The organism is Bacillus sp. F19 (genome assembly GCA_023823795.1).
GTDB lineage: Bacteria > Bacillota > Bacilli > Bacillales > Bacillaceae > Bacillus_P.
The window spans coordinates 4,066,123-4,089,851 of sequence record CP085710.1 but is presented as its reverse complement, the minus strand read 5'-3'; the positions used below and the strand labels follow the sequence as shown (position 1 = coordinate 4,089,851).

Here is a 23,729-nt window from a genome sequence, read left to right as displayed (position 1 = left end):
AATGAAGAAGACGATTAGAGGAGTTTCCTATCATATTGAAACGTATGGAAAAGGAGAAGGAATACCTTTAGTTCTTCTCCACGGATTTACTGGCTCAACTGAAAACTGGCATCCTTTGCTGGAGATGTTCAGCTTAAGACATGATAAAGTCATCTTAATTGACCTTATCGGACATGGGCTGACAGATTCACCTTCAGAGTTTGAACGTTACAGTATGAATGAATCGGTTAAGGATTTACAGGCTATTTTTGAAGAGCTCCATCTTAATAAAGCAATTCTTGCAGGGTATTCTATGGGAGGCAGACTGGCATTATCCTATGCAAGCCAGCATCCCGAGCGGATTGAAAAGCTGGTTCTGGAAAGTGCATCTCCCGGATTAAAAACGGAGGCTGAGAGAATGAGCAGAAAAGAAAATGATCGAAAGCTCTCTCAGTTTATAAAAGAAAATGGAATGGAATCCTTTATAGATTTCTGGGAGAATATATCCCTGTTTGCCTCTCTGAAAGCTTTGCCTTGGGACGTTCAAAAAAATCTGCGCAGCCAAAGGCTGAAAAATGACGAGGCAGGGCTTGCAAACAGTCTCTTAGGAATGGGGACCGGATCACAGAATTCCTTATGGGACAGCCTCGATTCTCTTAGAATTCCCGTTCTGCTCATAAGCGGGGATATGGATGAAAAGTTCTGCGGGATTGCAGAAGAGATGAAAGAATTGCTCCCATATTCGACATTTATTAAAATAATTGGTGCAGGTCATGCGGTTCATGTGGAACAACCGCAAATCTTTGGTAGAATAGTAAATGAGTTTATTAATACGTAAACGTATTCATAAGGAGGCAGTACGCGAAATGACAGTAGAATGGATTGCTGAACGCAAGTACGAAGATATTTTATATGAAACGTATAATGGGATTGCCAAGATCTCGATTAATCGTCCTGAGGTACATAATGCATTCCGTCCGAAAACGGTAATGGAATTAATTGATGCTTTTGCTTATGCTAGAGATGACGCAAATGTTGGGGTTATTATTTTAACTGGGACAGGCGGAAAAGCATTCTGTTCAGGCGGCGACCAAAAGGTGCGCGGACATGGCGGATATGTTGGGGAAGACCAAATTCCGCGTTTGAATGTTCTTGATCTGCAGCGTTTAATCCGCGTGATTCCAAAGCCGGTTATTGCCATGGTTGCAGGATACGCAATCGGCGGCGGCCACGTGCTCCATATTGTCTGTGATTTAACAATTGCGGCAGACAATGCTGTTTTCGGACAAACAGGTCCAAAAGTAGGCAGCTTTGATGCAGGCTATGGTTCTGGATATCTTGCACGTATTGTAGGACATAAAAAAGCACGCGAAATCTGGTTCCTATGCCGTCAATACAATGCACAGGAAGCGCTTGACATGGGTCTTGTCAATACGGTTGTGCCTTTAGAAAAGCTTGAAGATGAAACGGTTCAATGGTGCGAGGAGATCTTGGAAAAAAGCCCGACTGCCATTCGTTTCCTTAAAGCTGCATTTAATGCAGACACAGACGGCCTAGCAGGAATTCAGCAATTTGCAGGAGACGCAACTCTTCTGTACTATACAACGGATGAAGCAAAAGAAGGAAGAGATGCATTTAAAGAAAAACGCAACCCTGACTTCAAGCAGTTCCCAAGATTCCCTTAAATAACATGCAGCAGCTTGATGATTTCATCAAGCTGCTTTCTTATATAAAAGGCGGTGAACAAAAATGAATACAATGCCTAATTGGTTAAAGCAGCGTGCCTATTTAACTCCTGACCGAACTGCCATGATGACAGAGGAGAGAACAGTAACGTTTCGCGAGCTGCATGAGCTGACAGAACGAGTGGTATTTACATATCATCAGCATGGCGTCAGAAAAGGGCAGCACGCTGCAATCCTTATGAAAAACAGTATAGAAATGGCTGCTGCTATTCATGCGCTTACATACATTGGAGCAACAGCCGTTCTGTTAAATACAAGATTGACGGCCTCAGAGCTTGATTGGCAATTAAGGGATTCAGAAGCAAAATTTCTCATTTGTGATGCAGCGCTTAATCATAAATGGGAGAATCCAAGCTGGACAACGATTGATAGCATAGAGCATGCAGCAACTATAACTGGACCTGTTCAATATGAATATTCCTTTCAGTTAGATCAGACAGCAACAATTATGTATACATCAGGCACTACCGGTAAACCAAAGGGTGTTCTACAAACATACGGCAATCATTATTGGAGCGCTGCCGGCTCATCTTTGAATCTGGGCCTTCATCATGATGACAGGTGGCTGTGTGCCGTTCCGCTCTTTCATATCAGCGGGCTGTCCATCCTAATGAGAGGGGTAATCTATGGAATGACCGTCATCCTCCATGAATCCTTTCACCCATCAAAAGCTAACCTCGCCATCATGGAAAAAGGAGCGACAATCGTTTCAGTTGTCCAGACAATGCTTTCTCAAATGCTGGAAAGCCTTGGAGAAAGCACATATCCGAGAACCTTCAGATGCATGCTTTTAGGCGGAGGGCCGGCACCTATGCCTTTATTGAAAGAATGTGAAATGAAAAAAATTCCGGTTTATCAAACATACGGAATGACAGAAACATCCTCGCAAATTGTCACACTATCACCAGAGTACAGTCTGACAAAGCTTGGTTCTGCAGGAAAACCGCTTTTTCCCTGCGAGATTAAAATTATGAAGAACGATCTTGCTTGCCCGCCTTTTACAGAGGGAGAAATTCATGTGCATGGACCGAACGTAACGAAAGGGTATTGGAAGAAAGCAGAAATTCATAATGGATGGCTTCAAACAGGAGATATGGGATTTTTGGATGAGGAAGGCTTTTTATATGTCCTTGACAGGCGATCAGATCTTATCGTCTCAGGCGGAGAAAATATTTATCCTGCAGAAATAGAAGCTGCCCTTCTTTCTCATCCTTCGGTCATTGAAGCCGGGGTAACCGGAATGCCTGATGCAAAATGGGGTCAGGTTCCGCATGCTTTCATTGCTGCAAATGTTGCAGTAAGTGAGGAAGAACTGATTTCCTATTGTTCCGCTATGCTTGCAAAATATAAAATACCAAAGCGTATTCACTTTTTAAGTAAGCTTCCGAGAAATGCCTCAAATAAATTAGTGCGCAGAAAGCTCGCAGAGGCTCTTGGTGGTCCTCATGATTGATGTACGGGAAGTGAAACTTCATCACCTTGAAATGAAACTTGTTTCACCATTTCAATCGAGTATTGAAACAGTTTCTAAGAGAGAGAGCATGCTGATTGAAGTACGTGATCGAAGCGGACAGATTGGCTGGGGGGAAGTTGTTGCATTCTCTTCACCTTGGTACACAGAAGAAACGATTGGAACGTGTCATCACATGCTGAAATCGTTCCTGATCCCTGAGCTGCTTAAGAAACCATATCAAAATCCGGAGGCATTTATTGACTTTTTTTCTTATATTAGAAGAAATCAAATGGCTAAAGCAGCAATTGAAGGTGCTGTATGGGATCTTTATGCAAAGGTGCAGGACAAGCCGCTTGCAGCAATTCTGGGCGGAACTAACAATCAAATTGATTCCGGTGTAGTAGTGGGCATGGCTCCAATCGATCATATGCTTGAAACGATAGGGAAGCATGTCAGCGATGGATATAAAAGAATAAAGGTGAAAATAAAGCCGGGATTAGATGCTGTCCTGCTTCATGAAATCAGGATCAGCTTTCCGGATGTTCCCTTAATGGCAGATGCCAACTCTGCTTATACGCTGGATGATATCAGTCTTTTAAAGCAGCTTGATGAATACAATCTCTTAATGATTGAACAGCCGCTTGCACACGATGATATTATCGATCATGCTGTTCTTCAGTCGCAATTAGAAACGCCGGTTTGCCTTGATGAGAGCATCATTACTCTGAACGATGCGAAAAAAGCGATTCAGCTTGGCAGCTGCCGCGTCATTAATATTAAGCCGGGAAGAGTCGGCGGTCTTTTGGAGTCCAAGAAAATTCATGATTATTGCTTGCAGCACAGCATTCCAGTTTGGGTAGGAGGAATGCTTGAGACAGGGGTATCACGCGCACATAACATCGCTCTTGCATCCCTTCCGAATTTCACGGTACCCGGTGATATTTCTGCTTCTGCCCGATATTGGGAAGAAGATATCATTTCTCCCCCCGTTACCGTGAAAAATGGGAAAATTGATGTTCCTCGAGGGCCAGGGCTCGGATTTGAAGTGTGTCGCAGCAAATTAGCAAAATACTGTACACATACCGAACGTTTTGCGAAGTGAAATCGATTTTTTCTTTAGGTGAAAATCAGATTTTACCCTTACAAAATCAGATTTTGCGGTTTTGTAAAATTTCACATTCCATGATAAAAATAAAAGGAATGATGCTAGAGACATCATTTCGACAATCAGCCCTCTCTGCTTCAATCTTAGACCAGCTATTTATGTAGCTGGCCTTTTTTTGTCGAGAAAGAATGATTGACAGAAAGATAAAAATGCTTTAAATTGTTGCATATAGGCAAAATAATTATACTCATCAACAAAACGTGAAACAAGCTAACTTATTAGCACGCAACCTAACTTTCTTTCATAAAATGGCTTTTGCGAAGGAAGGTCCTTTTTTTACTTAAAAATTTGCATAAGGGAAACATTTGTTGACGAAGGAAAGAGGAGGATTAAGAATGAAAAAGAGATTACTCATTCTGATTTCAATCCTGGCACTGTCTGCTATTATGACAGCTTGCGGCCAGGGCGCGAGCGGGGATGGAAACGGAAAGATCAAGGTGACAACGACAACTGCACAAATAGCAGATGTCACACGAAATGTTGCTGGCGACGCAGTAGAAGTAAAATCGTTAATGGGTCCAGGAATTGATCCTCACTTATACCAGGCTTCACAAGGAGATATTCAAAAGCTGAATGAGGCAGACATTATTTTTTATAACGGTCTGCACTTAGAAGGCAAGATGGGTGAAATTTTTGAAAAAATGTCGAATGAAAAGCCTACTGTGCCAGTAGCAAGTGCCATTCCCGAAAATAAATTAATTAATGATAAAACGAACGCCAAGATACATGATCCTCATGTATGGTTTGATATCTCTTTATGGATTTATACCGTTGATATAGTGGAAGAAGAGCTCAGCAAGCTTTCACCTGAAAATAAGGATGAATTTGCAGAAAATGCAGCTGCTTACAAGAAAAAGCTTCAAGAAATGGATCAATATGCGAAAGAACAGGTTCAAACCATTCCTCCAGAAAGCAGAGTGCTTGTAACAGCGCATGATGCATTTACTTACTTTGGAAACGCCTATGGATTTGAAGTGATGGGTCTTCAAGGATTGAGCACAGATTCTGAATACGGTCTCCGAGATGTGCAAAATTTAGTCGATGTCCTGGCAGACCGTAAGATTAAAGCAGTATTTGTGGAAAGCAGTATATCTGAAAAATCGATTAACGCCGTTGTGGAAGGCTCAAAAAAGAGAGGCCATGAAGTCGTTATTGGCGGACAGCTGTATTCTGATGCCATGGGTGAAGAAGGAACAGAAGAAGGAACCTATTTAGGAATGTTTAAACACAATATCGATACAATTGTTTCATCATTGAAATAATAAGGCAGGTGTTTTTCTATGAATCCAGTAACTGTTGAAAATTTGACAGTAGCCTATCACCGCAAACCAGTTCTGCAAGAGGTGGGGTTTGAAGTTCCTGAAGGAAAATTAATTGGGATTATCGGACCAAATGGAGCCGGAAAATCCACGTTAATTAAAGCCGTTTTAGGATTGATTCCAGTCGCATCCGGAGAAGTTGAAATCTATGGTGATCATTATAAAAAACAGCGTAAACGCGTCGGTTATGTCCCTCAGCGCGGATCAGTGGATTGGGATTTCCCCACGAATGCACTTGATGTTGTTCTGATGGGACGATATGGACATATTGGCTGGCTCAAGCGTCCGGGGAAAAAGGATACAGAATTTGCCCGGGGATGTCTCGAAAAAGTAGGCATGCTTGATTTCGCTGACAGGCAAATCAGCCAGCTTTCAGGCGGACAGCAGCAGCGTGTGTTTTTAGCAAGAGCTCTCGCACAGGATGCAGATGTGTATTTCATGGATGAACCGTTTGTGGGTGTTGATGCGGCAACTGAAAAAGCGATTATATCCCTTCTAAATGAATTAAAAGCAAGGCAAAAGACGGTTTTAGTTGTTCATCATGATCTGCAGACAGTTGAAGAATATTTCGACTGGGTTCTGCTCCTAAATTTAAGGAAGATTGCATTTGGTCCAACAAGTGAAGTCTTTACCATGGATAATCTTCAAAAAACATACGGAGGCAGGCTCACATTTTTACAGGATCAAAGTGTGCTTGTGGATGAAACATAACAGGAGTGAGTGAAGATGATGGATGAACTATTCTATCAATTGCAAAATCAGAATACGCAGTGGGTTTTGCTTGGCACGATGCTGCTTGGACTTGCAAGCGGAGTTCTCGGAAGCTTTGCTCTCCTCAGGAAACAAAGTCTGATTGGAGATGCGATGGCACATGCTGCCTTGCCGGGTGTGTGTATGGCATTCCTTCTTTACGGTTCCAAATCATTAATTTGGTTTCTTGTCGGAGCAGCCATTTCAGGGATGATTGCTGCATGGCTCATCCAATTTATCATTCATAATTCCCGAATTAAAGAAGACTCAGCTCTTGGTCTCGTTTTGTCCGTATTCTTTGGATTTGGAATTGTTCTGTTGACTTTCATTCAGCACAACCGCGGGGGAAATCAAAGCGGCTTGACTGATTTTATTTTCGGAAAAGCAGCTTCAATGGTCGGACAGGATGTTCAGATCATTACGTGGATTGCAGCTATTTTGCTCCTGCTGACAGCTGTCTTTTTTAAAGAATTTAAGATTCTGACGTTTGATCCTCAATTTGCAAAAGGAATTGGGCTTCCAACATCCTTTTTAAATGGCCTGCTTATGGTTTTAATTGTTTGTGCAGTCGTTATTGGTCTTCAGACAGTAGGGGTCATTTTAATGGCAGCTATGCTGATCACTCCTGCCATCTCAGCGAGATATTGGACAGATAAACTGGGTCATATGGTGATTATTGCCGGTATTATCGGCGGAATCTCCGGCGTGGCCGGAACGCTCCTGAGCACAACGACAAAAGGAATGGCAACTGGTCCGCTGATTATCATTGCAGCTACATTGCTCTTTCTAATCTCGTTGATTTTTGCTCCGAAACGCGGCCTTGTTTCAAAAACGATTAAGCAAATGAAGCTGAGAAAAAGAACATCGATTGAGCAGCTGCTCCTGTCTTTTTACGATTTGACAGAAAGTGCAGGGGGCAAATATTCAGCTGCATCCCTCTCTCTCCACGACATATTGAAAAAAAGAAAAGTTGCAAACAGTCTGGTCAGCAAATCATTAAATGAGCTTTTGAAAAAACGACTTGTCATGAAAGCAGAAGGGGATAAATGGAGGCTTACAGAAAATGGCCTGCAGCTTTCCTATCAGCTTGCTTTAAATCAGCGTCTTTATGAAATGTATCTTATGCATGAAATGGAGCTTGCCCAGCTTCAAATTACCAGCCGTGATGATGTTGATGTTGAAATGATGTCAGGCGATATGAAGGATCGATTAATGAACCTGTTAAAAGATCATCATAGAGAGCCAATGCTGCTTCCTAAATCGAAGAATAGCCTGAGCAGGAAGGAGTGGCTGTATCAATGAGTTATGATGCATGGATCTTACTTACAGGTTCACTGGTTGGTGTAACCTGTGCCATGATTGGCTGTTTTCTGATCTTAAGAAAAATGGCTATGCTAGCAGATGCGATCAGTCATTCTGTTTTGCTTGGCATTGTATGCGCTTATTTTGTAAGCAGAAGCTTAGATGGGATCTCGATGTTTATTGGAGCGGCTATTGTCGGATTGCTTACAGCCTTTCTTGTACAAATTTTAAATGCCAAAGGGGTTCAATCAGATGCGGCAATCGGAGTTGTTTTTACATCTCTATTTGCCATTGGCGTTATCCTGCTTTCTTTATTTGGAGGAAACATTCATCTGGATGTGGATCACGCGCTGATGGGAGAAATAACATTTGTGCCGTGGGATACGATCACGATATCCGGTGTAGATTTGGGTCCAAAAGCAGTATGGATGCTTGGTTCCGTCTTTTTCATCAATCTATTGATCATCATTCTTTTTTATAAGGAATTTAAGATTTCTTCGTTTGACCCGCAGATGGCAGTCGCAATTGGGATACCTGTGCTGCTCATACATTATCTGCAAATGGGGATGCTCTCCATTACTACGGTTGCATCATTTGACAGTGTAGGGGCTATTTTAGTTGTAGCCATGCTTATTGTACCTGCATCAGCTGCTTATCTGCTGACGGATAAATTGCTTCATATGCTGGTCATCAGTTCAATAATTGGGATTTTATCTGCTGTTGCCGGCTACTATGCAGCAACTTGGCTGAATGTCTCGATTGCAGGGGCAATGGCAACTGCTGCAGGGCTGATCTTTTTCCTTACATTTATCTTTTCACCTAAACATGGGCTAATATCGAAGCTCCTTTCAAGAAGAAAATTTGCTTCAGCCGAACTTGAATGAATAAAGATTGTGTAAAGTATGAATAAAAATGATTTTCATTATCAATAATAGAGAAAAAGGACAGCGTGAAGCTGTCCCTTTTTCTTAAAGATCATGAGGTTTAAAGGTTTTGCAGTCTGTTTCCTCGCTGCGGGAAGCAGTATCTCCTTTATGGCTGACTACATAGATGGCATCTGCTGTACACAGATTGCCCCTGCCCCAATACTCACAGTTATTAACTTCACACATTACTTCTCTTGGCATTCATCAATACCTTCTTCAGGGTTCAACAGTTAGTTTTGCTTAGTAAAGTGTTTTTTCATTCGCAGGATTTTAAAAAACAAGGTGCAGCTGCACCTTGTTTTTTCATGATTCATTTTGCTTCAAATACCGTTTGTCCTTCATAAACAAGCGCCAGAAGTAAAAGAATCCAGGAAAGAGAATGGAAAATCCAACTATATAAGTAATAAACACTGCATGGAAGGTGTTGGGATGAGTAAAGCCATCCTGAATGGAAACATCAGGGTACAACATATAAGGCAAGTGTGCCCGCCCGTATGCGTAGCTTGCAAGTAAATATTGAATGGTTACGGCAACAACCGCGATTCTTGGTCTCCCAAGCGTTCTTTTGTCTTTTTGCGATGGTAAGAAAAGAGCACCGCCCGCAATCATAAACATCGCAACAGATCCAATCAGAAAAGGCAAAAATTTCATCATGTTCGTATAAAGCCAGTTTGCTTCGGTGCGAAGGGTCAGTATAATCAGAAAACCCATTACGATGGATAACGGTCCTAAGATAAGAGCATCACGGCGGTAAACTTTATAAGCTTCCGGTTCATTAGCCACATTTGAGTAATCAGAAAGCAGCAGCGATGACAGAAAAAGTGTGCTTGTAATCGCGAATCCGATGAAGGCATAGGCGTTTGGACTTGTAAATAATTGATCGAGCTGAAGCTGATGTGAACCGTTCACTACCTCAATAAACCCGCCATGAGTGATAGGCAGCACCAGCAATAAAATAGCGGGAATAATGAAACCGGAAATACCGGAAACATAAGTAAGTGCTTTTTCATACCCTTTAGAGTAATGGGAGAACACAAGGAATCCGCTTCGAATTGCCAGAAGCAGAAGAATGATGCTTCCTGGAATCAGCAAGACAGTTCCGAGAATAAATGTAGCTCCAGGAAAAAAGCTGAACAGTGCCACGACAATGGCTACAATAAAGACATTTGTTACTTCCCAAGTAGGGGATAAATAACGATTGGCGATATTGGTTGCATTCGTCTTTTCTTTATTAATGTAGATCATCGACCAAAAGCCTGCTCCGAAATCCATTGTCGCCATGACAGCATAGATAAAAACAAAGCCCCATACAAGTGTAATGGCAAGCAGTGCATCTGTTGTAATCATTTCGGTAACGCCTCCATATCCGTAAATGCCGTTTTAATAAACACTGACGCCATCACCATCACCCGCCGGCTTATCAAGTTCTTTTTCAACTGGATTTCGTTTGAAGTAATAGACAAGAACAAGAATAACAGCGAGCCCTAATATCGCATAAACCAATGTGAAAAGAATAAAAAGTGTTCCAATTTGGCCAGAGGCTGTCACGACATCCTCTGTTTTCAGCAAACGATAAATGACCCACGGCTGTCTTCCCGTGCAGGCGAAAATCCAGCCGAACTCAATAGCTAGCACGGAAAGGATCCCTGAAGGCACAAATAAGACAAGCATCCATTTAGGAAAATGAGGTCGCTTTAATATCTTGTACCAGAAGAATCCGATAAGTGACAGGAAAATCAGCAGACTGCCAATTCCAACCATTGCATTAAAGAGCGTATGTACAAACAGCGGCGGCCAATATTCCTCAGGAAAATCATTCAAGCCAATAACCTCGGTTTTAAAGCTGTTGTCAGCTAAAAAGCTCAGAGCCCACGGAATTTCAATGGCCCATTTAACCTCCTGAGTTTCCCGGTCCGTAAAACCCCCAATTGCAAGGGGAGCATATCTTTGAGTTTCAAATAAACCTTCGGCAGCGGCGAGCTTTTCAGGCTGATATTCATGGAGCATTTGCGCTGATTCATGCCCGTTCAATGCTGTTATAAATGAGAATATTCCCCCCACAACCAGGCCCATCATTAACGCTTTGCGATGAAAGCGGTAAAGGCGGTCGTTTTTTAAATTTCTCAGCATTTTATAAGCAGAAATAGAAGCAATAACAAATGCACCGGTCATAAACGCTGAAACAACAACATGTCCTGCTGTGACAATAAAGCTGGGATTGAAAAAGGCTGCCCATGGATCAACATCAACAATTTCCCCATTTTCAATCCTGAAACCAGCTGGAGTGCCTTCAAATGCATGAACATTTGTAATTAAGATCGCTGAGGCTGCGGCTCCGAACAAGACAAGAGAAACACTGACAATTCTCATTCGCGGCGAGATTCTGTCGGCTGCATAAACATAAATAGACATAAATAAGGCTTCCACAAAGAAAGCATAGATTTCTATTTGAAAAGGCAGCGCCATTACACGTCCGATAACCTCCATAAAGCCCGGCCATAACAAAGCAAGCTGAACACCGGCGATCGTCCCGGTAGGAATGGCAACACCAAGGAGCACCGCCTGACCTTTTGTCCATCTTTTCGCCATGACCGCATAATCATGATCCTTTGTTTTTTGAAAAAGAAGCTCTGCAATCAGAATCATGAGAGGAAGACCTACTCCAAGTGATGCAAAGATTATATGAAAGCCCATTGTCGTCCCAAACAAGGATCTGGCTAATACAAGATCATCCATCTTTTTTCCGCCTTTCTTTCCCAAGGTTGTAATAATCTTCCCTTATTGTCTTCATTATTTCAGGAAATATGCGGTAAAAATGGGACGCATTTATTTCTAAGTTTACTTATAGAATCGAATTCTAAGCAATTCACTTACATTGACAAACAAGGACAAACCATGTAATATATAAAACGTAATAATTACGATTAAGGGAGTGCTTTTACAATGAAACAAGGAATCCATCCGGATTATCATAAAGTTGTTTATATGGACACAAACAGCGGGTTTAAATTCTTGAGCGGATCAACAATGAAATCAAACGAAACAACAGAATGGGAAGATGGCAATACCTATCCTCTTATTAAAATAGAAGTAAGCTCAGATACGCATCCATTCTACACAGGCCGTCAAAAATTCGCAGACCGCGATGGACGCGCAGAGCGCTTTAAGAAAAAATACAATATGTAATCCATCAAAGGGGCCTGGGAACAAATTGTTCACGGGCATCTTTTTTATGACTGCAAAACTTGATACTCTTACATATAGAGGAGGCATGAACATGAAAAGAATACCTGTATATACCATCAGCGGTTTTTTAGGCAGCGGAAAAACGACAGTTTTAGGCAAGATGGCCGATGAGTTTAAAAAGAGAGGAAAACAAGTCGGCATTATTTTAAATGAACTTGGCGATGAAAATGTTGAAAAGCATTTATTTGAGGATCAAAACGTTCATGAACTTTTAAATGGATGCATTTGCTGTACCATTCAGGCTGACCTCGTAACTACACTCAAAGGCTTCTTAGAAGGCGAAGAAGTTGATGTGCTTTTAATTGAGGGAACGGGAGTAGCTAATCCATTGGAGATAAAAGATATCCTGCTGTCTCCGGAACTGATTGAGGAATTTAAACTTATGTCAATGATCGGAATTGTTGATACAAGCCACTATCTTGATTATCAAAGCATGTTTGCAAGCTCTAAGGAAATCCGGTCTCTTTTAAAAGAACAAATTATTTCATCAGATTTTATCATTCTTAATAAAATAGACATTGTTAATGAAAAAGAACAAAAAAAAGTCAGACATAAAATTGAAAAAGCGATCTCTCCAAGTGTTGAAGTTCTTGCAGCCTCATACGGGGATGTTCCATTTGAAAAGCTTGCTGAGCAAAGGCAAAGTCTTGTAACCCTGACAGATGAAGCAGGGCATCATCACCATCATCACCATCATCATTCTATAGGAACCGTAAAAATAACAGCCCTTCCAGCTGTTCGGCTGAAAAAGCTTGAAACATGGCTGAAAGGAATAAATGGACTGATCCGTGCAAAAGGCTATCTGCTCATAGAGGGAGAAAGTGAGCCTCGGGAAATGCAGTTCGCTGCAAAAAAAGCCGTTCTTTCAGATACTAAAGTAGATACAGAAAAAACGGTCTTGATTTTGATCGGACAGAATTTGAATACTGAAGAGATCAGAACTTCATTTAATCAGTCTTTTTAGTAAAAATATCCAAATAAAAACTACCGGCTAAACTAGGCCGGTAGTTCCTTTTACTTCGATAATGCTGTTCTAAGTGTTTCCAAATTTCGTTCCATTAAACTGAAGTAGTCCTCATTGTTTTTGGCATCTTCTTCAGAGATTGACTCAAGATTAGTCAGGGTCAGGCTCTCCGCTCCAATTTCTGTCTTTACGATATCTGCGATTTTGCTTTTTACGTTGTTTTCAAAAATAATATATTTAATATGATGTTCTTTTGCCGTTTCAATAATGGATTGAAGCTGCTTTTGTGATGGCTCCTGAGTTGGCGATAACCCGAGAACGCTGATTTGTTGAATGCCGTAGCGCTCCTCCCAGTAGCCGTATGCGGCATGTGATACCAAAATTTCTTTTTTGTCTGCGGCATCGATTGTTTCTTTATAATCTGCATCCAATTTTTCTAAATCTGATTTTAGTGTTTCAAAATTCTTTTCAAACTTATCTTTAGAATCTGGCTGAAGCTCAATTAAGCCATTTTTAATGTTTTCAGCCATTTGAATAGAGAGGGCAGGATCCAGCCAAATATGCGGATCCTTATCTCCGTGATCATGAGCATCACCATCAGCGTGCTCATCATGGCTTTCCTCATCAGCATGGTCAGTATGATTTTTTTCATCAGCGTGCTCATCATGACCTTCCTCTTCTGCATGCTCCTCATGATTTTCATCATCATGGGAAGCATCAGCAAGCTCAATGCCATTACCTGCTTTAATGATTTTTACTTTTTCAGACTTTAGGGTTTTGGTTGCTTTTTCAGCGAAGCCTTCTAGACCAACGCCTGAATAAATAAATGCGTCTCCCTCTGCGATAGCTACCATATCTTTTGTAGATGGTTCAAATGTATGTGCATCTGCATTTGCGGGATAGATGCTTTCGACTTCAACAGCATCACCGCCAATTTTCTTTGTAAAGTCCTGAACAGGGAAGATGGTTGTATAAATCTTCAGCTTGTCTTCACCGTTATCCTTTGCATTTTGATCATTATCTGCACACCCTGCAAGTGCTGTTCCAAGCATTAGCGCAAGTGCCATTGTCAGTCCTGTTTTTTTCATCATTTACTCCTTATATATGTGGTATTAAGTTAATTTCAATATGTCCTTTCACATTATATCGTAATACTTACGATTTGAGAATCGGAAAAATTCAGAGCGAAAAAGAAAAAGGATTCAAATAATTATGAAAAGGCAGGCAGTGGATCTTTTAATTCAGACCAATCTGATGCCATTTCTTCATCCGTCAGAAGACAGCCGTCAAGCGAGGTCTCTACTTCATCTTTTGAAAGATCAATTCCGATAAAAACGAGTTCAGTCATGCGGTCTCCAAATGTTTCATCCCAGCGTTCAAGCAGTTCAGGTTCTTCTGTCAACGTTTGTTTTTGTTCTTCTTCTGAGTAAGAGGCAACCCATACTCCTGCACCTTGAATCATGATGGACGTACCAGCCTGTGAAAGAAGCCCTGTCGTGTCATTTCTAGTGGCGGTCCAGAAAAATCCTTTTGCCCGAATAACATCAGCAGGCCAATTTTCAAGCCAGTTCATAAAGCGCTCAGGGTGAAAGGGCTTTTGTCTTCTGTAGACAAAGGAAGAAATTCCATACTCTTCTGTTTCAGGGGTATGCTCTTCATTTAATTCCTTTATCCAACCCGCAGATTGACTTGCTTCTTCAAAATCAAAGCTCTTTGTGTTAAGTATTTCTGATACGGGTACTTTGCTGAATGCTGTTTTCAGGATCTTGGCATCCGGATTCAGTTTCCTTAGAACCCCATACAATTCATCAATGTCTTCTTCGTTTAAAAGGTCGGTTTTGTTCAATAAAAGCACATTGGCAAATTCAATTTGATCAATTAACAAATCAATCACTTCTCTAGTGTCGTTTTCATCTGTTCCATGCTTGCGGTCAAGAAGATTTTCGCCTGAGGAGAAGTCTTCCCAGAAGCGATTGCCGTCAACAACTGTCACCATTGTATCCAAACGGCAGGTTTGCGAAAGATCAATGCCGACTTCTTCATCAATATACGTAAATGTTTGGGCTACAGGCACAGGCTCACTGATGCCGGATGATTCGATCACAATGTAATCAATATCGCCATTCTTAACAAGGCGCTCTACCTCCACCATTAAATCTTCGCGAAGGGTACAGCAAATGCAGCCATTTTGCATCTCAACCAATTTTTCTTCGGTCCTGCTGATGGGATTCTGTTTAATTAAGCTTGCATCTATATTAATTTCGCTCATATCGTTTACAATGACCGCCATTCGTCGGCCTTCTTTATTCTCAAGAATGTGCTTTAAAAGGGTTGTCTTGCCTGCTCCTAAGTATCCGCTCAGCACGGTGACGGGTATTTGGTCTATCATGAAAAATTCCTCCTTTATAAAATAAATAATAATGATTACGATTTATAAAATACATCATATAGCAAAACTAACCTAAAAAACAAGTGTTGTGATATATTAAATAAAAAATGATTTATAAGGAGAATAGCAGATGAGATTGTTAGATGAAATTATTGAGCATAACACCCAGTTTGTAGAGAAACGCGACTATGAAAAGTTCCAGACCACCAAATTTCCTGACAAAAAGCTGGTTATTCTATCCTGTATGGATACTCGGCTAGTAGAATTGCTTCCTCAGGCCATGAATATAAAAAATGGCGATGTTAAAATTGTGAAAAGTGCCGGTGCGATTGTAGCTCATCCTTTCGGCAGCATCATGAGAAGTATTCTGGTAGCGGTCATGGAACTTGGGGCAGATGAAGTATGTGTAGTCGGCCACTATGATTGCGGAATGAGCAGCCTTAATCCGGCTTCTTTTCTTGAGAAAGCCATGAAACGCGGAATCTCCCAGGATAAAATTGACACCCTGAATTATTCAGGCATTCATTTAGAAGAATGGCTAAAAGGGTTTGATAACGTTGAAGAAAGTGTAAAACATAGTGTGAGCGTTATTCGCAACCATCCACTGCTTCCAAATGATGTACCTGTTCATGGATTGATCATCGACCCGTCCACAGGAAAATTGGACCTTGTAGCAGACGGCTATCTGGACTGATTCTTTTTTTCAGGTACAGGGTCAAATCCTCCCGGATGAAAGGGCTGGCATTTCAAGATCCGCTTAACGGTCAAATATCCGCCTTTAAGTGCGCCGAATCTCTTAACTGATTCCAGGCCGTAATGAGAACATGTCGGATAAAACCGGCAGGACGGCGGCTTCAGCGGAGAAATAAATTTTTGGTAAAAACGTATAAGTGCAATGAATAGCTGTTTCATAAATGTCACCTCTTCTTATGCCTTAAGTATACTGCAAGAAGAGAAGAAGTTAAAATTGGAAGAATTAATTCGGAGAAAATAGATGAATTTTATCGGAATTAATTGTATGATGGAAAGAGAAGTTTTAAAAAGGAGTGGTAATGATGCCATCAGTAGAAAGCTTTGACCTTGACCATAATGCAGTAAAAGCACCGTATGTAAGACATTGCGGCGTTCACAAAGTAGGAAGCGACGGTCTTGTCAATAAATTTGATATCCGTTTCTGTCAGCCGAACAAGCAGTCCATGAAGCCGGATGTGATTCACACTTTAGAGCATTTACTTGCGTTTAATATTCGCACACATTCAGAGAAATACGATCATTTTGACATTATCGACATTTCTCCAATGGGCTGCCAGACTGGTTATTATTTAGTAGTCAGCGGGGAACCGACAGTAGAAGAGATTATTGATCTTTTAGACGACACGCTGAAAGATGCAATAGAAATTACAGAAATTCCAGCTGCTAATGAAAAGCAATGCGGACAGGCGAAGCTTCACGATTTAGAAGGAGCAAAGCGCTTGATGCGCTTCTGGCTTGATCAGGATAAAAAAGAGCTTGCAAAAGTTTTTGGATAATTTTTTTAGAGAAGCACTGCACTTAGCGCAGTGCTTCTTTTTATTGTGAACGTGAAAGAAAACTTAAAAAGAATCTGTTGCGAATCGATATCCACTTCGTTATACTGTTTTCATTGCTTAAACAGATGTCCGCTCTAGAGAAACATACGGACTTAGGAGGGTTTATTCATGATAGGAAGATTATTGATTTCATGTGAGGACCGGCCTGGAATTGTGGCTGCGGTCTCACATTTTTTGGCAGATGAGGGAGCCAATATTATTCATTCGGATCAGCATTCAACAGATCCTGTAGGCGGCCTGTTTTTTATGAGAATCGAATTTCAGCTGCTTGGGATTGAAGATAAGATTGAGGAGATCAGAACCCGATTTGAAAAAAAAGCAGAACCGTTTCATATAAAATGGCGCATGTCCTGTGCCAGCGATAAAAAGAAAATTGCCATTTTTGTTTCTAAAGAAGATCATTGTCTGCAGGATCTTCTTCAGCGTTTCCGGCTTGGAGAGCTGTCTGCGGAAATCTCAATGGTAGTCAGCAACCATGATGATATGAGAGAAATTGTGAAGCTATACGGCATTCCGTATCATCATGTACCTGCAACAAAGGATACAAGGGAGGAAGCGGCTAAACGCCATCTTTCATTACTAGAAGAAGCCAATGTGGATACAGTTGTGCTTGCGCGTTACATGCAAATCATACCGCCTGTTATGATTGAGCAGTATAAAAATCAAATCATCAATATTCATCATTCGTTTCTTCCTGCATTCGTCGGCGGGAAACCGTATAATCAGGCATATAACCGCGGTGTGAAAATCATCGGTGCTACTGCGCACTATGTAACAGAAGAGCTTGATCAGGGTCCAATTATCGAACAGGATGTCGAGCGTGTCAGTCATCGTTATCAGATTAAGGATTTAAAGAGAATTGGAAGAGATGTCGAGAAGCTTGTTCTTTCAAGAGCGGTAGGCTGGCATTTAGATGATAAAGTGCTTGTTTATGAAAACAAGACTGTGGTGTTTCCATAAGATAATGAATATGCAAAAAAATCCGCTCTGAGCGGATTTTTTGCGTGTGAAGCAGAGGGGTCTATTTCTTTACACTCTGCTTTAAATCGATTTTTTCGTATACTTTATCGAGCAGGATTTTGTCATTTAAAATGGTTTGTTTATTTTCTTCAACCAGTTCCTTAAATGATTTTTTAAAAATTCTCATCCGTTATTCCCCTTTCGCTGCATTCTGTCGCTGAATTCCTTTTCAAGCTTAGTTTCGCAGAGCTCATAAAGCTGGCCCTCTGCCGTTCTATATATCCCCATATCAAGCAGCTGTTCAATTAATTCATTTTTCCTTGATTCAGCAGCTCCATGAATCGTTGTTTTCATAAAGAAACGTTCACCTCAATATAAATGATTATGATAATCATTCTCAACTAAATTATACTTGCATTTAGTATGCAAAGCAAGTATTTTCTGAATTCTTATAGGCCGAAAATGGTTCCAATTATATATATCACCAAATGATAAAAACAAAACCAGAAAATTTGCTTTTTAAAAAAAGATGGTTTAAAATATAAATAGTAACTATTACGATTTATCTTATCATAACATCCTGGCAAATGAAAGGAAGAGAAGATTGGCCAGGAAAGCAATGTAGTGAAAGAACTGAAACGTCAGGAAATGGCTGGAAAATATAGAGAACTAAGAACGCAGCTGAAAAAGGAGGGGGATTTGGAGGCTTTAAGGAAGCTGCCGCGTGATTCCTCTCCCACACGCTTGAAGAATCGCTGTGAAATCTCAGGAAGGCCGAGGGGATATATACGCAAGTTTAAGCTTTCAAGAATTGCTTTTAGAGAATATGCCCGCAAAGGACAGCTCCCGGGAGTGAAAAAAGCTAGCTGGCAGGAATGAAAAGGCGGGTGATGCATGATCACCCGCCTTTTATTATTTTCGATAAGAAAGCTCAGCAACCGCATCATGAAGATGAATGGATTCTTCATTTCTGCATTCGACATGAAAAGCAGCCACAAAATCAAGCTCATAAAGGTCTGCTGCTACTAATCGCACCATATCTTCTACGAAACGCGGATTTTCATAGGCTGTTTCTGTTACCATTTTTTCATCAGGACGCTTTAGGACGGGATGGATCATGGCACTTGCATTTGTTTCTGCTGCTGCAAGCAGTGCTTCTTTCCAGTCCTGCTCCTCGCGATAGTCTTCCGTGAATTCTACATCCATCGTGATAAACCCGCGCTGATTATGGGCACTGTATTCACTGATTTCTTTTGAGCATGGACAAAGAGTTGTTACTGCGCAAGTAAGCTTTGCGCTTGCTGTGAACCCTTTTCCTTCTTCATACTTAATCTTTAAGCCTGCAGTTGCATGGTTCAAGCCGGCAAGCTCAGAGCTTGGCCCCTTTCGCTCAAAAAACCATGGAAAGGTAACTTCAATTTCGGCATCCTTTTGTTTAAGGCGTCCGGCAAGCTCTTTAGTAAAATCAAAAAGCTCTGTTAGGGAAAGAGTGAATCCTCCATTTAAACGGTACTTCTCAAGCTGCTCTGTAAATCGGCTCATGTTTGTGCCTTTCGCTTCATAAGAAATGGATGATGTCATTTTAAAGGAAGCAACGGTTGTTTGTTCCTTTGGACTTAATGCAGATATGATCTGAACGGGATATTTCACATTGCTGATTCCAACTGCATTTATATGAAAAAGAAAGTCTTTTTTTGAATTTTGCAGATCTGGCATTTTGTCTTTTTCGGTTGGTTTCGTTTTTAAACCTGGTTCAACGGAGCCAAAGAGTCTATGTCTCTCTTTTTTCGGCGGTAATGTTATCTCTCTAATCATGGATGATCTCCTCTCAAGTGCCTCAATAATAGTGAGTATACTTTACAAAGATAGATAACGGCAATTAAAAATGCTTAAAAAAGAGGGGATGAGGCAGGTATCACGAATGATTTTCACAATTCGACAAAAATGAATTCACTAAATTTGCATAATCTAAGGACAAGCCCCATATGATATAGTGCTAGGAGAAAAGAATAGGATTGGAGTTTTATAATGAAAAAACCAGCCTCTTCTATTGTGAAAGAGTCATTTGCTCTTGCATTAATAGGATTGTTTATTTATCTTTTTATTTTCATAGATTTCGGGAATTTTCAGATTGATGCACCAAAAGCATTTCTGAATTTAAATACCATTTTCTTAAGCATCGTGCTTGAGGCCATCCCATTTATTTTACTTGGTGTTTTTGTATCGGCTCTTATTCAATCGTTTGTCTCAGAGGAAATGATTCAGCGGTTTTTGCCGAAGAACGCAATTATTGCTCTTTTTCCCGCGGCCCTGCTCGGCATTATTTTTCCTGTTTGCGAGTGTGCGATTGTCCCGATCGTCAGACGCTTAATTAAAAAGGGGATGCCGCTTCATGTCGGAATTGTCTTTTTAGTTGCTGCTCCGATATTAAATCCGGTCGTCTTTGCATCTACATATTATGCTTTCCAGTCTTCAAAAGAAATTGTTTACGGCCGGATGGGACTCGCATTTGTCGTTTCCATTTTGGTTGGATTCGTTGTGTATCTACTATTCAAAAACCGCGATCAGCTGAAGTGGACAAGAGAAGAATTGGTTGGAAGAGGTGCGGGAGCAGAGCCTGTTAAAGGTGTGAACAAATTTAAGGAAACGCTTTTCCATGCAAGTGATGAGTTTTTCGAAATGGGTAAATATCTGATTCTGGGAGCATTTATTGCGAGTATTTTCCAGACATTCTTGGATCGGTCTATGCTTGCAGAACTAGGTTCGAGCGACTTTTTATCACCAGCAATTATGATGGCATTCGCCTATATTCTCTCACTTTGTTCAGAAGCTGATGCGTTTGTTGCCGCTTCATTCGGAGGAACATTCACTGCAGGCTCGCTGCTTGCTTTTCTCGTGTACGGTCCAATGGTCGATTTAAAGAATACGATCATGCTGTTTGCCTTTTTCAGAGTGAAGTTCGTTGCAGCTTTTATTGGGATAGTAACGGCTGCCGTTTATGTGTCCGTCTTAGTGTACCAGCAGTTTATTTTATAAAGGAGGGAATCCTTAAGCAATGGAAAAACAAAGAGATTACCGTTTTCACCTCTACCTGCGCGGAATTATCTTAATGGGGTTTACGATGCTCCTTTTTAAGCTGATCATAACGGGAGATATTCAAAATTTTATTGCTCCCCGCATGCTGCCGTTTATCTATTTTGCAGTGATCACCTTTTTGCTTTTGGGAGTTGTGCAGATTTGGAGAAGCGGCAGTAAAAATGAAGAAGAATTATACTGCAATTGCGGCTTTGATCATTCAGGGAAAAGCACGCCGATTCAATCGATTATGATCTATTCCATGTTTGTCTTCCCGGTTGTGACCGGTTTTGTCTTCCCTGATGTGGTTTTAGACAGTTCGATTGCCGCAAAACGCGGCTTTAAATCAGGTTTAAGCCAGTCTCAAGAAACGGCAAAAAGTGAAGAGCCTCCAATGGATGAGGACTTAGCCGATCTTTATTTACAGGATCCTGATGAATATATGAAGCAGCTTGAAGAGAGAGTTCAGGAAAAATCTCAATCGCCGGAATCCAGTCCAGATGTGCCTCTTGAACATCCAGACGGATTCCAAATCCAAGCTCCTCCAGACGGATTCTATGAAGAGCTGGAAGCAAAAATGCTGAAGATGAAAAAAATTGTTTTAACGGAAGAGAATTACATTGCCATGACAAACATTATGGATAAAAACCCTGAAAAGTTTTCCGGTAAAGAAGTAGAAATGCTCGGATTTGTTTATCGGGAAGATGACTTCAAAGAAGATCAATTCGTGGTAGCACGGTTCGGACTATCGTGCTGTGTTGCGGATGCATCAGTATATGGAACGCTTGCTTCGATTGCTGATGGAGAGAAATATCAGCAGGATGAGTGGGTGAAAGTCTCCGGTGTCATTAAAAGTGTGAAATACCAGGACTGGGTTCTTCCTAATGTAGAGATCCAATCTATTGAAAAAATTGAACAGCCAAAAGAACCTTATGTTTATGAGGAATATTAACAGAAAAAACCAGCGGAATTTTCATTTCCCTGCTGGTTTTTATCTTATTTGAGAGCATTTACAGCATTGATTAATCCATGTCCTGCTTCGCCATCATATCCATTATTAAATAAATCGATAGAAGAAGATTGAACAATGTGCTTTACTTGAGCCGGAGAGAGCTGATCTTTTCCATGCTTTGCGATGATAACACCTGCAAGTGCAGCTGCTTTAGGAGCTGCCATTGATGTACCTGCTTTGTAGCCGTATCCTCCAGGTACAGTGGCTAAACATAGATAAGTATTATCTCTGCCTGCCCCAGTACTTGGATTGTAATTCGGCCCTAAATCGCCGCCTGGAGCAATCACATCAATTTTCCCAACGCCATAGTTTGAGTAGAAAGCCAAGTTTTTAAGCTTTCCGGCAGCTGAAACGCGAATCATGCTCTGGCTGCTCGGGCTTCTGTGAGTAGCTCCATTATCATCACCAGAGAGTTTGCCTGGACTGCTGATATCTACTGCGTTGTTGCCCGCAGAGCCTACAACTGTTACGCCTTTTTGAATGGCATACTTAATTGCACGATTAAAGAGCTGGACATCAGCAACGATATCTTTTGTAGCGAACTCAGGATTTTGGTACCAGTCGTAACCGCCCAAGGACATGTTTACTACATCTACATTATCATCGGCAGCCGCCATAAGGGCTTCAGCGATATGAGCCGTTTCAGCTCCTCCTGTTGGTCCAAATACACGGTATGCTGCTACTTTTAAATCAGGTCCGACACCCATTGTTCTTCCTTTAGCTGCAATCGATCCGGCTACGTGTGTTCCATGTCCGTTTTCATCTTTAGGGTCTGTAAGACCCGGAACAAAAGATTTTCCGTATGCGTAGTTTTCTTTTAAATCAGGGTGAGTGTAATCAATCCCTGTATCAATGATGCCTACTACAATATCTTCGCCGGAAGCTGCTTTTCCAGTACCGCCTGGAAGTTTCCATGAGGCGCCGTTGTCTGTAACCTGCTTAATATCCCATTGAAGCGTCTCATACAGGTCTGCTTTTTCAGCTTCCTGGAACGTTAATTCTGCTTCAACTGCAGGTGTCTCAGGGTACAACTTGTTCTGAATGCCGGCTTCAGCGATCTGGGAGGATTTTTTAACTTCTTTTAAGAATTCAGGATTTGAAGAAGTAACTTCTACTGCACCAACATGTTCAAGCGTGCTGCTTATTTTTCCTCCAGCATCTTCTACTAAGTCTTTATACCCGGACGGTAAATTAGTCTCGTTTTTGAACATAACTATGTATTTCTTCTCAAGTGACTGAGCTTGTCCTGTTTGTGCAGCCCCTGCAAATACGGCAGAAGCACAAAGTGCCGTGGTCATGATGCCTGCAAAAATAACTTTCTTCAATGTCATTATTTATATCCCCCTTTGATTTCTTAATTTTCATTATATTATAAATAATATGGAGGGAATGAATATTATTCGTCATATTTCTTGCTAGTGTTGCGGTTAAATAAACCTATTGATATAAGACTATTATCCGTTTTGAAGGATCTGGAAAAATATAGTGACTTTTAGACTGAAAGAATGCTGTTTAATATTACGCATGTTCAATCATTTTGTCGAAATGATCGTCCTTTTATCATGATTTCTTTTTAAATTCCCCAAAAAAAAACACGCCTGATCATGTCAGACGTTTTCCTTGTTATGTTTTTTAGAATCTGATTCCTGTGTGTATTCTTCTTTATGAAGAGGATCAATCTTATGCTCGTATTTATAAGCTTTTGACGTAGTCAGAACACTGAGCAGCAGCACAATAATAATAATAATAATGCAGATCGCAAAAATATAAAACATGTGATAATCTCCCCCTGTATACCATAATTGTATCAGAAATCAGGCAGTAATCTGTTTTATTTTATCTTAAAAGGGGTAAT

General features: G+C 40.9%; 27 protein-coding genes. 16 read left to right on the top strand and 11 right to left on the bottom strand.

Annotated features, from left to right (window positions below; genetic code table 11):
* The first annotated feature begins 1 nt into the window (after position 1).
* From menH to LIT25_21010, 8 genes are all read left to right on the top strand, one after another.
* Positions 2–817 carry a 2-succinyl-6-hydroxy-2,4-cyclohexadiene-1-carboxylate synthase gene (gene menH / locus LIT25_21045; protein USK36360.1) on the top strand — a complete coding sequence of 272 codons (816 nt, stop codon included), beginning with the start codon at positions 2–4 and terminating at the stop codon, positions 815–817.
* Between the two features lie 28 nt (positions 818–845).
* Positions 846–1,664: a 1,4-dihydroxy-2-naphthoyl-CoA synthase gene (gene menB / locus LIT25_21040; protein ID USK33036.1), complete on the top strand. Its 819-nt coding sequence runs from the start codon at positions 846–848 to the stop codon at positions 1,662–1,664.
* 64 nt (positions 1,665–1,728) lie between these two features.
* Positions 1,729–3,177 (top strand): o-succinylbenzoate--CoA ligase, encoded by a 1,449-nt coding sequence (locus tag LIT25_21035; protein USK33035.1) that lies wholly within the window; start codon positions 1,729–1,731, stop codon positions 3,175–3,177.
* Positions 3,170–4,279, top strand: a complete 1,110-nt coding sequence (gene menC / locus LIT25_21030) for an o-succinylbenzoate synthase (GenBank protein ID USK33034.1) — start codon at positions 3,170–3,172, stop codon at positions 4,277–4,279. Before LIT25_21035 ends, menC begins: the two co-directional genes overlap by 8 nt.
* Positions 4,280–4,677: 398 nt before the next feature.
* Positions 4,678–5,604, top strand: a complete 927-nt coding sequence (locus LIT25_21025; protein ID USK33033.1) for a zinc ABC transporter substrate-binding protein — start codon at positions 4,678–4,680, stop codon at positions 5,602–5,604.
* An 18-nt stretch (positions 5,605–5,622) separates the two neighbouring features.
* Positions 5,623–6,372, top strand: a complete 750-nt coding sequence (locus tag LIT25_21020) for a metal ABC transporter ATP-binding protein (GenBank protein USK33032.1) — start codon at positions 5,623–5,625, stop codon at positions 6,370–6,372.
* Between the two features lie 15 nt (positions 6,373–6,387).
* Entirely contained in the window at positions 6,388–7,713 is a 1,326-nt protein-coding gene (locus tag LIT25_21015; protein ID USK33031.1) for a metal ABC transporter permease, read from the top strand.
* The gene (locus LIT25_21010; protein USK33030.1) at positions 7,710–8,597 is read left to right on the top strand and encodes a metal ABC transporter permease; all 888 of its coding nucleotides are present in this window, start codon (positions 7,710–7,712) and stop codon (positions 8,595–8,597) included. The genes LIT25_21015 and LIT25_21010 overlap by 4 nt, the downstream gene beginning before the upstream one ends.
* An 84-nt stretch (positions 8,598–8,681) precedes the next feature.
* On the opposite strand, the gene LIT25_21005 is transcribed toward LIT25_21010, so the two are convergent.
* The 3 genes from LIT25_21005 to LIT25_20995 form a co-directional block, all read right to left on the bottom strand.
* Positions 8,682–8,840, bottom strand: coding sequence for a DUF1540 domain-containing protein (locus LIT25_21005; GenBank protein USK33029.1), 159 nt, complete (start codon positions 8,838–8,840; stop codon positions 8,682–8,684).
* 102 nt (positions 8,841–8,942) lie between these two features.
* Positions 8,943–9,986 carry a cytochrome d ubiquinol oxidase subunit II gene (locus tag LIT25_21000; protein ID USK33028.1) on the bottom strand — a complete coding sequence of 348 codons (1,044 nt, stop codon included), beginning with the start codon at positions 9,984–9,986 and terminating at the stop codon, positions 8,943–8,945.
* 33 nt (positions 9,987–10,019) lie between these two features.
* Positions 10,020–11,375, bottom strand: coding sequence for a cytochrome ubiquinol oxidase subunit I (locus LIT25_20995; protein USK33027.1), 1,356 nt, complete (start codon positions 11,373–11,375; stop codon positions 10,020–10,022).
* A gap of 207 nt (positions 11,376–11,582) precedes the next feature.
* Between LIT25_20995 and LIT25_20990 the strand changes: the two genes are divergently transcribed.
* Together LIT25_20990 and LIT25_20985 are read left to right on the top strand one after the other, a co-directional pair.
* Positions 11,583–11,825 (top strand): type B 50S ribosomal protein L31, encoded by a 243-nt coding sequence (locus LIT25_20990; protein USK33026.1) that lies wholly within the window; start codon positions 11,583–11,585, stop codon positions 11,823–11,825.
* Between the two features lie 91 nt (positions 11,826–11,916).
* The gene (locus LIT25_20985) at positions 11,917–12,849 is read left to right on the top strand and encodes a GTP-binding protein (protein USK33025.1); all 933 of its coding nucleotides are present in this window, start codon (positions 11,917–11,919) and stop codon (positions 12,847–12,849) included.
* Positions 12,850–12,899: 50 nt separating this feature from the next.
* On the opposite strand, the gene LIT25_20980 is transcribed toward LIT25_20985, so the two are convergent.
* Together LIT25_20980 and LIT25_20975 are read right to left on the bottom strand one after the other, a co-directional pair.
* Positions 12,900–13,937 carry a metal ABC transporter substrate-binding protein gene (locus tag LIT25_20980; GenBank protein ID USK33024.1) on the bottom strand — a complete coding sequence of 346 codons (1,038 nt, stop codon included), beginning with the start codon at positions 13,935–13,937 and terminating at the stop codon, positions 12,900–12,902.
* A 122-nt stretch (positions 13,938–14,059) separates the two neighbouring features.
* Positions 14,060–15,235, bottom strand: coding sequence for a GTP-binding protein (locus LIT25_20975; protein ID USK36359.1), 1,176 nt, complete (start codon positions 15,233–15,235; stop codon positions 14,060–14,062).
* Between the two features lie 133 nt (positions 15,236–15,368).
* On the opposite strand from LIT25_20975, the gene LIT25_20970 reads away from it, so the two are divergent.
* Positions 15,369–15,932, top strand: coding sequence for a carbonic anhydrase (locus LIT25_20970; protein USK33023.1), 564 nt, complete (start codon positions 15,369–15,371; stop codon positions 15,930–15,932).
* Here the strand turns inward: LIT25_20970 and yidD are convergent.
* Positions 15,920–16,150, bottom strand: a complete 231-nt coding sequence (gene yidD / locus LIT25_20965; GenBank protein USK33022.1) for a membrane protein insertion efficiency factor YidD — start codon at positions 16,148–16,150, stop codon at positions 15,920–15,922. The genes LIT25_20970 and yidD overlap by 13 nt on opposite strands.
* A gap of 143 nt (positions 16,151–16,293) precedes the next feature.
* Between yidD and LIT25_20960 the strand changes: the two genes are divergently transcribed.
* Together LIT25_20960 and purU are read left to right on the top strand one after the other, a co-directional pair.
* The gene (locus LIT25_20960) at positions 16,294–16,767 is read left to right on the top strand and encodes an S-ribosylhomocysteine lyase (GenBank protein ID USK33021.1); all 474 of its coding nucleotides are present in this window, start codon (positions 16,294–16,296) and stop codon (positions 16,765–16,767) included.
* Positions 16,768–16,935: 168 nt separating this feature from the next.
* A complete protein-coding gene (purU, locus tag LIT25_20955) occupies positions 16,936–17,787 on the top strand; it encodes a formyltetrahydrofolate deformylase (protein USK33020.1) in 852 nt (283 codons plus the stop codon).
* A gap of 61 nt (positions 17,788–17,848) precedes the next feature.
* Here purU and LIT25_20950 read toward each other — a convergent pair whose 3' ends face one another.
* Together LIT25_20950 and LIT25_20945 are read right to left on the bottom strand one after the other, a co-directional pair.
* Entirely contained in the window at positions 17,849–17,974 is a 126-nt protein-coding gene (locus tag LIT25_20950) for an FbpB family small basic protein (GenBank protein USK33019.1), read from the bottom strand.
* A complete protein-coding gene (locus LIT25_20945; protein ID USK33018.1) occupies positions 17,971–18,141 on the bottom strand; it encodes a Fur-regulated basic protein FbpA in 171 nt (56 codons plus the stop codon). The genes LIT25_20950 and LIT25_20945 overlap by 4 nt, the downstream gene beginning before the upstream one ends.
* A 270-nt stretch (positions 18,142–18,411) precedes the next feature.
* Here LIT25_20945 and rpsN point away from each other — a divergent pair, with 270 nt between their 5' ends.
* Complete coding sequence (gene rpsN / locus LIT25_20940; protein ID USK33017.1) at positions 18,412–18,666, top strand: 30S ribosomal protein S14; 255 nt, start codon at positions 18,412–18,414, stop codon at positions 18,664–18,666.
* Positions 18,667–18,699: 33 nt separating this feature from the next.
* On the opposite strand, the gene folE2 is transcribed toward rpsN, so the two are convergent.
* Positions 18,700–19,602, bottom strand: coding sequence for a GTP cyclohydrolase FolE2 (folE2, locus tag LIT25_20935; protein USK33016.1), 903 nt, complete (start codon positions 19,600–19,602; stop codon positions 18,700–18,702).
* Between the two features lie 213 nt (positions 19,603–19,815).
* Here folE2 and LIT25_20930 point away from each other — a divergent pair, with 213 nt between their 5' ends.
* Together LIT25_20930 and LIT25_20925 are read left to right on the top strand one after the other, a co-directional pair.
* Complete coding sequence (locus tag LIT25_20930; protein USK33015.1) at positions 19,816–20,823, top strand: permease; 1,008 nt, start codon at positions 19,816–19,818, stop codon at positions 20,821–20,823.
* 19 nt (positions 20,824–20,842) lie between these two features.
* Positions 20,843–21,814: a TIGR03943 family protein gene (locus tag LIT25_20925; protein USK33014.1), complete on the top strand. Its 972-nt coding sequence runs from the start codon at positions 20,843–20,845 to the stop codon at positions 21,812–21,814.
* 44 nt (positions 21,815–21,858) lie between these two features.
* Here the strand turns inward: LIT25_20925 and LIT25_20920 are convergent, their stop codons facing one another.
* The gene (locus LIT25_20920) at positions 21,859–23,205 is read right to left on the bottom strand and encodes a S8 family serine peptidase (protein ID USK33013.1); all 1,347 of its coding nucleotides are present in this window, start codon (positions 23,203–23,205) and stop codon (positions 21,859–21,861) included.
* Positions 23,206–23,481: 276 nt separating this feature from the next.
* Positions 23,482–23,649 (bottom strand): YtzI protein, encoded by a 168-nt coding sequence (gene ytzI, locus LIT25_20915; protein USK33012.1) that lies wholly within the window; start codon positions 23,647–23,649, stop codon positions 23,482–23,484.
* Positions 23,650–23,729 lie beyond the last annotated feature (80 nt).